This window comes from Stenotrophomonas sp. (assembly GCF_059505245.1).
This window is the reverse complement of sequence record NZ_JCACKF010000026.1, coordinates 55,481-64,880: the sequence shown is the minus strand read 5'-3', so window position 1 is coordinate 64,880 and position 9,400 is coordinate 55,481. Positions and strand designations below refer to the sequence as shown.

At 67.0% G+C, this 9,400-nt stretch carries 9 protein-coding genes; 5 read left to right on the top strand and 4 right to left on the bottom strand.

The features are described 5' to 3' along the window. Window positions 1–191: 191 nt before the first annotated feature. From AC5JLE_RS11155 to AC5JLE_RS11145, 3 genes are all read left to right on the top strand, one after another. Window positions 192–959 (top strand): sulfurtransferase, encoded by a 768-nt coding sequence (locus AC5JLE_RS11155; protein ID WP_032959202.1) that lies wholly within the window; start codon window positions 192–194, stop codon window positions 957–959. Between the two features lie 221 nt (window positions 960–1,180). After that, window positions 1,181–2,176: an LLM class flavin-dependent oxidoreductase gene (locus AC5JLE_RS11150; RefSeq protein WP_100449784.1), complete on the top strand. Its 996-nt coding sequence runs from the start codon at window positions 1,181–1,183 to the stop codon at window positions 2,174–2,176. Between the two features lie 67 nt (window positions 2,177–2,243). Next, window positions 2,244–2,741, top strand: coding sequence for a pyridoxamine 5'-phosphate oxidase family protein (locus tag AC5JLE_RS11145; RefSeq protein WP_014646688.1), 498 nt, complete (start codon window positions 2,244–2,246; stop codon window positions 2,739–2,741). Window positions 2,742–2,833: 92 nt separating this feature from the next. Here AC5JLE_RS11145 and AC5JLE_RS11140 read toward each other — a convergent pair whose 3' ends face one another. Continuing rightward, entirely contained in the window at window positions 2,834–3,493 is a 660-nt protein-coding gene (locus AC5JLE_RS11140; RefSeq protein ID WP_014646689.1) for an exopolysaccharide biosynthesis protein, read from the bottom strand. After that, the gene (locus AC5JLE_RS11135; protein ID WP_496065305.1) at window positions 3,477–4,781 is read right to left on the bottom strand and encodes a hemolysin family protein; all 1,305 of its coding nucleotides are present in this window, start codon (window positions 4,779–4,781) and stop codon (window positions 3,477–3,479) included. Before AC5JLE_RS11135 ends, AC5JLE_RS11140 begins: the two co-directional genes overlap by 17 nt. Window positions 4,782–5,073: 292 nt before the next feature. Between AC5JLE_RS11135 and AC5JLE_RS11130 the strand changes: the two genes are divergently transcribed. Continuing rightward, entirely contained in the window at window positions 5,074–5,700 is a 627-nt protein-coding gene (locus AC5JLE_RS11130; RefSeq protein ID WP_004152833.1) for a DUF47 domain-containing protein, read from the top strand. Between the two features lie 13 nt (window positions 5,701–5,713). Continuing rightward, a complete protein-coding gene (locus AC5JLE_RS11125) occupies window positions 5,714–6,835 on the top strand; it encodes an inorganic phosphate transporter (protein ID WP_014646691.1) in 1,122 nt (373 codons plus the stop codon). Window positions 6,836–7,099: 264 nt separating this feature from the next. Here AC5JLE_RS11125 and AC5JLE_RS11120 read toward each other — a convergent pair whose 3' ends face one another. Both AC5JLE_RS11120 and AC5JLE_RS11115 read right to left on the bottom strand, forming a co-directional pair. Then, window positions 7,100–8,596 carry a S10 family peptidase gene (locus tag AC5JLE_RS11120; protein WP_014646692.1) on the bottom strand — a complete coding sequence of 499 codons (1,497 nt, stop codon included), beginning with the start codon at window positions 8,594–8,596 and terminating at the stop codon, window positions 7,100–7,102. A gap of 110 nt (window positions 8,597–8,706) precedes the next feature. Beyond that, window positions 8,707–9,285 carry a GNAT family N-acetyltransferase gene (locus tag AC5JLE_RS11115; RefSeq protein ID WP_041864133.1) on the bottom strand — a complete coding sequence of 193 codons (579 nt, stop codon included), beginning with the start codon at window positions 9,283–9,285 and terminating at the stop codon, window positions 8,707–8,709. Window positions 9,286–9,400 lie beyond the last annotated feature (115 nt).

Here is a 9,400-nt window from a genome sequence, read left to right as displayed (position 1 = left end):
GGACACGCCGTAAACCCATCCCTGGGGGCTCGATGGCGCCATCCATGGCGCCAACGGTCCCGCCTGCCCACACCGCCCCGCCTCTGACAGATTCCGGGTGTCTGCCGGGCTTGGGGTCGGATCCCTCTGCTGCGCAGAGGGCTCTGACCCCTGAATCTGTCTGTGCGGGCTGGAGGCGCTAAAATGGCAGGATGATCGCCAACACCGCTGCCTACCATTTCGCCGTCATCGACGCCCCCCAGGCCCTGTGCGACCAGCTGCTGGCGCGTGCCCAGGCGGCCGGGTTGCGGGGCACGATCCTGGTGGCGGGTGAGGGACTGAACCTGTTCCTGGCCGGCGCGCCGGAGGCGGTCGAGGATTTCTACGCCGCGCTGCATGCCGATGCGCGTTTTGCCGGGATGCGGGTCAAGACCAGCCTGAGCGAGCACCAGCCGTTCGCGCGGCTGAAGGCCAAGGTGAAGGACGAGATCATCAGCTTCCGCCGCGATGACGGCCAGCCGCTGGACTATCCGCGTGCACCGGCGGTCGATCCGGCCACCGTGCAGCGCTGGCTGCGGCAGGGCCACGATGACGCCGGCAAGCCGGTGGTGATGCTCGATACCCGCAACCTGCAGGAAGTGGAGTACGGCACCTTCAAGGATGCGCTGGTGCTGCCCATCCACAAGTTCACCGACCTGCCCGAGGCGCTGGCGCCGCATCGCGAGGCGCTGAAGGACAGCACCGTGGTCAGTTTCTGCACCGGCGGCATCCGCTGCGAGAAGGCCGCACTGTGGATGGCCAACGATGGCATGGACAACGTGCTGCAGCTCGATGGCGGCATCCTCGGCTACTTCGAGGAGGTCGGCGGCGAAGGTTATGAAGGCCGCTGTTTCGTGTTCGACGAGCGCGTGGCGCTGGATGCCGAACTGAACCCGATGGTCGACCAGCCGCTGCCGGAGCCGCGCCCCAGCGCGTTCTGACACGCTTCGGTAGAGCCGGCCGCTGGCCGGCTGCCAGGGCACTTTGCCTGCCGGCCAGCGGCCGGCACTACCAATCGCGCTTGGCGCCGCGGATCAGGGCACCCCGGATCGGCCGGGTCAGCCCTGAACCGGCTCCGCGGGAATCAGCATCCCGCCACCGTCACTGGCCGCTGCGCCTGGCCGACCCCATGCAGGGGAGATCCTGAGACGGAAAACCGCTGATGATCCCGTTGTCGATCCTTGACCTGGCCCCGGTCTGCGAGGGCAGTGACACCACCGCCGCCTTCGCCAACATGCTGGAACTGGCCCAGCACGCCGATGCGCTGGGCTACCGCCGTTACTGGCTGGCCGAACACCACAACATGCCCGGCATCGCCAGCGCGGCCACGGCCGTGCTGATCGGCCACGTCGCGGGCGGCACCCGGCGTATCCGCGTCGGTGCCGGCGGCATCATGCTGCCCAACCATGCGCCGCTGCAGGTGGCCGAGCAGTTCGGCACGCTGGCTTCGCTGTATCCGGACCGCATCGATCTCGGCCTCGGCCGTGCGCCGGGCACCGATCAGCCCACCGCGCGTGCACTGCGCCGCTACTTCGACAGCGCCGACCAGTTCCCGCAGGACGTGCGCGAACTGCTGCACTACTTCGAGCCGGTACAGCCCGGGCAGGCGGTGCAGGCGGTTCCGGGCGGTGGCCTGCGGGTGCCGACCTGGATCCTGGGGTCCAGCCTGTTCGGCGCGCGCATGGCCGCCGCGATGGGCCTGCCCTATGCGTTTGCCTCGCACTTCGCGCCCGATGCCATGGACGAGGCGCTGGCGGTGTACCGCCGAGAGTTCCGCCCCTCGGCCACGTTGAACCAGCCGCACGCGATGCTGGCCCTGAATGTCGTCGCCAGTGACAGCGAGGCCGAATCGCGCCGCCTGTTCACCAGCCAGCAGCAGAGTTTCGTCAACCTGCGCCGCGGCCGGCCGGGCAAGATTCCGGCGCCGATCGACGACATCGAAGCCTTCTGGGAGCCGCACGAAAAGCTCGGCGTGGAGCGGGCCCTGGCCTGCACCGTGCTCGGCGATCCGCAGCAGGTGGCCGATGGCATCGCCGCGTTCGTTGAGCGCCACTCGCCGGACGAGCTGATGCTCACCGCCAACCTGCATGACCACCGTGCGCGCCTGCGTTCGTTCGAACTGGCGATGCAGGCCTGGCATGCCCGCCACGCGGGCTGAACAATGGCGTCACGGCCCGTTGCAGCCGCGACGGGTCTGATGGGGGCTCTACCCATTGGAGCCTCCCATGGCGGATACCCGCGCCGAACACATCGCCCAGCTGGCCGAACTGATCAAGGACGTGGAGGTGGCGATGTTCACCACCACCGGCGTCGACGGACGACTCTACAGCCGGCCGCTGGCCACCCAGCAGGTCACCTTCGACGGTGACCTGTGGTTCGTCATCACCGCCGACAGCCCGAAGGTTGCCGAGATCGCGCTTGATCCGCACGTCAACGTGGCCTATGCCTCGCCATCGAAGAACACCTATGTGTCTGTGGCGGGGCGCGCGCGCATCGTTGACGACCGCGCGAAGATCGAGGAACTGTGGTCGCCGGCGATGAAGCTGTTTTTCCCGGGCGGCAAGGACGACCCGAACCTGCGCCTGATCCACGTGCGGGCCGACTCGGCCGAGTATTGGGATGGTCCGGGCACGCTGCTGGGCAAGGCGTTGAATTTCGTGCTGTCGGCGGTGCAGGACGAGCCGGCGCAGTTGGCCGACAATGGCTTCATCGATCTTCGGTGAGGATCGATATCCGGTATTGGTAGTGCCGGACGCTGGCCGGCAGACCTGGAAACGTGGCAGCCGGCCAGCGGCCGGCTCTACCGGATTCCGGCTCAGAACCAGCGCTGGAACAGGTCCACCGTGTAGCCCACCAGCTGTCCCGAACTGAAGCCGAAGAACGCGATCGCCGCCAACGCGGCGATCCAGTTGAACAGCATCAGCGCGCCATCGCGTTCCAGCAGCGCCAGCGAGAACAGCAGCAGCTGGAAGCCGAACAGGAAATTGGTGAAGGGGATCGGCAACGAGAGCAGCAGGCCCAGCAGCACCAGCAGCAGGCCGCTGAAGGCGTGGGCGGGGAGGGGTGTCAACAGCTGCGGCAGGCGTGGCCTCAGCATCCTGTCCAGGCGCCGCAGTGGGCGGTCGATGCGGTCCAGGAAACGGTGCATGGTGCCGCGCTTGGGTCCGCGGCGGGCAATGAAGCCGGGCAGCCACGGCCGGCGCAGGCAGAACAGCATCTGCAGGCCGATCAGGATCACCAGTGGGCCGCTGACCGCGCCACCCATGCCCGGGATCGGGATGAACGAGGGCAGGATCGCCACGAACAGGAACACGCCGAACGCGCTCTGCTGCAGGTTGCTCAGGATCTGGCCGAGCGGCATGTGCTCGGCCGGGTCGCCGGAAGCGAACATCTCCAGCAGGGTGCGGATGCCCTCGTTGCGGTAGGCCGGGCGCTCGGCGCCTGGACCCTGGCCGGCCTCAGGCGGTGAGCTCATCGGCCTGCTCGTCGGACAGCGTGCGCAGCAGCAGCTTGTCCACCCGCGCACCGTCCAGGTCGACCACTTCGAAGCGCCAGCCGGCCCAGTCGAAGTACTCGCCTGCGTGCGGGATGCGGCCGAAGTAGTGGATGCACATGCCGGCCAGGGTGTAGTAATCGCCGTCCTCGGCATCGGGCAGCTCGTTGCTGCCGATCAGTTCGCGCAGGTCTTCGATCGGCAGCGAGCCGTCCACCAGCAGCGAACCGTCCTCGCGGGTCACCACCAGCGCGTCTTCATCGGCATTCTCCACCGCCTGCAGGCGGCCGACCACGGCGCCCATCAGGTCGCTGATGGTCACCAGGCCCTGGATCTCGCCGTACTCGTCCACCACCAGCGCCATCGACTGCTGTTCCTCGCGGAAGATCTCCAGCAGCTTCATCGCGTGGGTCGATTCGGACACGTAGAGCGGTTCGCGCAGCGTCTGGAACAGCGCGTTGTCGCCACGTGCCATGCGCGTGGCCAGCGATTTCAGTTCAAGTACGCCGACCACGTCCATGTCGTTGTCGCGGTACACCGGGTACCGCGAGAACTCGTGCTCGGCCATGATTTCCAGGTTGCGCTCCAGCCCGGCCTGGGTGTCCAGCCAGGCAATGCGGTTGCGCGGGGTCACCAGGCTGTCGGCGGTGCGGTCGCCCAGGCGCATGACGCGGTTCATCATGTCACGCTCGTGGGCGTCGATCACACCGGCTTCGTGGCTCTCGGCCACCAGCATGCGGATCTCTTCTTCAGTCACCGAGGCGACTTCGTCCTTGCCCAGGCCGAACAGGCGCAGCACCAGCTGGGTGGTCTTGGACAGCAGCCAGACGAAGGGCAGGGCCAGCTTGGCCAGCCAGCTCATCGGCATCGCGACCAGGCCGGCAATGGCCTCCGAGCGGGTCAGCGCCAGGCGCTTGGGCACCAGTTCGCCGAAGATCAGCGTGATGAAGGTGATCAGGCTGACGGCCAGCGCGGTACCGATGTTGCCCGCGTACGCAAACCCCGGCATCAGCCCCTGGATCCAGCCGGCGAAGGCCTCGCCCAGCGCCTCACCGCCGAGGTAGCCGGTCAGCACGCCGATCACGGTGATGCCGATCTGCACGGTGGACAGGAAGCTCTCCGGCTTCTCGGACAGCTCCAGCGCCTTGGCCGCGCGCTTGGAGGTGGCAGCCATCTGCTTCAGGCGGCTCTTGCGCGAGGTCATGACCGACATCTCGGACATGGCGAAGAAGCCGTTCAGCAGAACAAGCGCGAAGACAATCAGGATCATTTCAAACACGGGCGTCGTCCCCGGTTGGTGGCAGGGAGGGCGGGTGCTGGCGATGGCGGCAGGCGCTCAGGAACGGGGTCCGGCGCGGCGCAGGGGGATAAGGGTCGTCGTCCATAAGGTGCGCCCGAAGGCGCGCTGGCATCTTAGCAAAGGGGCATGGCAGGGTGGCAACCGCCTGTTCAGGTTGGGGGTTCCAAGGCCTCGAAAGGGGGCGGGGATACCCGTGATGGTCATCTAGCCGTCATAATTCCATCTGGTGCCGTCCTTCCCGCGACGGCTGACAGGTTTCTCAATGTTCTCTCTGCAGACCATTTTCGGTTCCGGCAAACAGTTCTACACCCTGCTCGATGAGGCTGCCGTCGCGGCTTCCGACGCCGCCAAGGCGCTGCATTCCATGCTGCGCGAGGCCGACCGCCAGCCCGCGCTGGACGCCTTCAAGCTGGCCCGCCTGCGCGAACGCGCGGCCTCGGACAAGATCAGCCAGGCGCTGGTGGACAGCTTCATGACCCCGATCGAGCGCGAAGACATCGAAGCGCTGGGCTCGGCGCTGTACAAGATTCCCAAGCAGATCGAGAAGTTCGCCGATCGCTATTCGCTGGCCACGACGCACTTGGAGCACATCGACTTCGCGCCGCGCGCGGCGATGCTCGAACAGGCCGCCGGCGTGGTGGTGGAGATGGTGGCCGATCTGCGCCACATGAACCTGGACCGGATGACCGCGCTCAACGAGAAGCTGCGCTCGCTGGAGAACGAGGCCGACCGCCTGATGCTCGAGCTGTACCGCGACATCTATTCGGGCCGCCTGGACAACCTGCAGATGTTCCTGCTGAAGGAATTCTTCGAGATCCTGGAAAAGGCCATCGACCGCTGCCGCGAGGCTGGCGTGGTGGCGTACCAGATCGTGTTGAAGAACAGCTGACGGACGCCGCCGCATGTTGACCCTTGTCCTGGTGGTGATCCTGGCCGCGCTCGTCTTCGAGTTCATCAACGGCTTCCACGACACTGCCAACTCCATTGCCACCGTGGTGGCGACCAAGGTGCTCTCGCCCGGCTGGGCGGTGATGCTGGCTGCCTTCATGAACCTCATCGGTGCACTGACCGGTACCGCGGTGGCGCTGACCATCGCCTCGGGCCTGCTCAACACCAACGTGGTCGAGGTCACCCCGCAGGTGATCCTGTGCGCCCTGCTGGGCGGCATCATCTGGAACCTGATCACCTGGTGGAAGGGCCTGCCGTCCTCGTCCTCGCACGCCCTGATCGGTGGCCTCTGCGGCGCCGGCCTGGCCGCCGCCCACAACAACTGGGACGCGCTGATCTGGTCCGAGCGCCTGGGCAGCTGGGCGCAGAACAAGGGCCTGCTGTGGAAGGTGTTCGTGCCGATGATCACCTCGCCGATCGCCGGTTTCCTGCTCGGCATCGTGGTGATGGTGCTGCTGTGGGCGCTGATAGCCGGCCTGGCCAAGATCGGTGGTGCCATCGGCCGCCTGGCCCGTCCGCGCATCGTCAACGCCTTCTTCGGCAAGGCGCAGATCGCCTCGGCGGCCTACATGGGCTTCGCCCACGGCCACAACGACGCGCAGAAGACCATGGGCATCATCGCCATGACCCTGATCGGTGCCGAAGCCACCGGCGCATTGAACGACCTGCCGTCCTGGCTGGCCTTCATGCACCCGGACGCGCATGCCGGTGACGGCATCGCGATGTGGATCGTGCTGACCTGCGCGGTGGTGATGGCGGCCGGTACCGCTTCGGGCGGCTGGAAGATCATCAAGACCCTGGGCCACAAGATGGTCAAGCTGCACCCGATCCACGGCTTCGCCGCGGAGACCAGCTCGGCCACCATCCTGACCCTGGCGGCCCACTTCGGCATGCCGGTCTCGACCACGCACAGCATCTCCACCGCGATCATGGGCGTCGGCTTCGCCAAGAACCCGCGCTCGCTGAAGTTCGGCGTGATCGAGCGCATCGTCTGGGCCTGGATCCTGACCATCCCGGCGGCCGGTGGCTGTGCGTACCTGATCCTGAAGCTGTTCGAGCTGTTCGGCTGGACCTGATCGCCACGCCAAGGTTGTAAACGAAAAGCCCGCCATATCAGGCGGGCTTTTTCATGGGCAAGAATTTTTCCGCACCCACCGTGTCGACCAAGGTCGACACCTACCAGAGCAGAATCAGGGTCAGGGCCCGTTGCCAAGCAACGGGATCCGCCCCGTGCCGACCAACGGTCGGCACCCACCAACAGCCCTCAGGAAGCCAGCTTTTGTAGTTGCCGTTGCCGTGGCTGTCAGCGGGTGCCGGGCCGCAGGCCCGGCCAAACCCCTTCAATTACGCTGGAACAACGCCTGTACATCCTTGCGGAACGCCGCCTGGCTGTCGGCCCGGCTGTAGAACATGTGCCCGCCCGGATAACTGCGCACCTGCACCCGGTCCGGATTGCTGCCCATCGTCGGCATCTGGTCCACGGTCAGGATCGAGCCCATGAACGGGCACGACAGGTCATTCCAGCCATGCACGATCAGCACCTGCAGATGCGGGTCGATCGCCACCGCCTGGCGCAGCTGGGTCACCGCACCCTGGCGCAGTTCGCCATTGCGGTCCCACAGCCGGTTCACGTCGTAGTTCAGCGCCTGGTAGCGCGCATCTACTTTCCAGCCGACCACGCGCGTCACGAAGTCGACCATCGCCGTGGTGGTCGGCGCGATGATGCTGTCCAGCAGTGGGTCGTTGGCGCGCTGCTCCGGATCATTCGGGAACGGATCGAACGCGGTCACGTTGGAGTCGTAGCGGCTGCCCAGCGTGCCCTTGTCGCGGAACACTTCACGCAGGTAGGCCTGGGTTTCCAGGCGCCCGCCAGCGCGGCGCACGAACTGCGGGTCCAGTCCGGTCAGCGCGGTGACCCGGCGCAGCATGGCTTCCGTAGCCTGCGGATCGCTGCGGCCCTTCATCAACGCGGTGGCGTAATCGCCACGGGTGTACTCCACCACCTCGCGCATCGCCGCATCGGTCAGCTTGCCCTGGCGCTCCAGGTGCGCCGCGGCGATCGACGGCAGCGTCTGCATCCACGCCATCGGCGAGACATCGGCGTTGTCTTCCAGGGTCGGGCTCAGGTAGGGCGAGACCAGCACCAGCCCGTTCATCGCCACGCCCAGCCGGGTCTGCAGGAAGTGGGTGATGCGCGGGCCGCGGTAGCCACCGTAGCTCTCGCCGGTCAGGTACTTGCGCGAGGCCATGCGCTGGTTGCGCAGCAGCCAGTCGTAGATCGAGCGCGACAGGTATTCGACGTCGGCACTGGGGTTGTAGAGCGCTTTCTTGGCTTCATCGTCGCCGATCCGCGCGCGGCTGAAGCCGGTACCGACCGGATCGATGAACACCAGATCGGTGAAGTCCAGCCAGGTGCCCGGGTTGTCGTGCAGGGTGGCCGGCGCCGATGCGCTGTCACCCTCGGAGCCGAAGGTCACCACCTTGGGCCCGATCGCGCCCATGTTGAGGTACACCGACGACGCACCGGGGCCGCCATTGAGCGCGAAGGTCACCGGCCGGTCCTTGCCCGGCATCGTGTAGGCGGTGAACACCACATCGGCGATCACCTTGCCCTTGGCATCGCGTACCGGCAGGGTGCCGACGGTGGCGGTGTAGTCCAGGGTGCGGCCGGCCAGGCGCATGCTCTGGCGGGCCGAGGCGTCGGCGGGCAGCGCAGGCGCTTCGGTCTTGTCGTCTTTCGGGTCGGGCTTGCCCTCGGCGTCGGGCGCGGCCAGCACGCTGGCAGGGGCGATGAGCAGGCCGACGCAGAGCGCGGCAGTGTGCAGCAGGGACTTCATGGCACCGGTTCGGCAGCGGAAGGGGGTTCCGATGCTAGGCCGGTGGCGGGCCATGCCGTATGTGTCCAAAGGCATGGCCGTGCGTTGAGCCCGCTACTGGCCAGATTGGGTCAAGCGGGGAGGGTGGCTGCGGCGTCGTCATCGGCCAGCAGGCCGTAGACGGCCGAGTCGGCCAGCTGCCCCTGGATGCGCCAGCGCTGGCGCAGCACCCCCTCGCGGTGGAAGCCCAGGCGTTCCAACACGTGCGCGGACGGCGCATTGCGCGGGTCGATCTCGGCTTCCACCCGATGCAGGTGCAGGGTGCGGAACAGGTAGGCCAGTACCTGTTGCAGGGCCTCGTGCATATAGCCCTGGCCCTGGCGATCGGGTGCCAGCAGGTAGCCGATCTCGGCGCGCGCCGCATCGCGGTCCACCGCGAATACCACGCAGATGCCCAGCAGCGGACCTTCCAGCGACTCGCGCACGGCCAGCTTCAGCTGGGTGCCGATGGCATGGGCGGCGAGGTCATCGTCGATCTGCTCGCGCGCTTCGGCCAGTCGCGTCCAGGCTGGATGGTTCCACCATCGCATGACATCCGGGTTGGACTGCAGCGTGAACAGCGCGGCGGCGTCGTCACGACGGATCGGGCTCAGGACCAGCCGTGCACTGTGCAGCGGCAGGCCGGGGAACAGCAGCGAGTGGCTGGCCAATACGATGGTCCACACGGGTGGACGCGCATTATGGCGCTGCCGGGTTTGCCGATGGGGGCGGATGGGGTCGGAGCGCATGGGGTCGGATCCGTTTCCTGACAGGAAACGGCTCTGA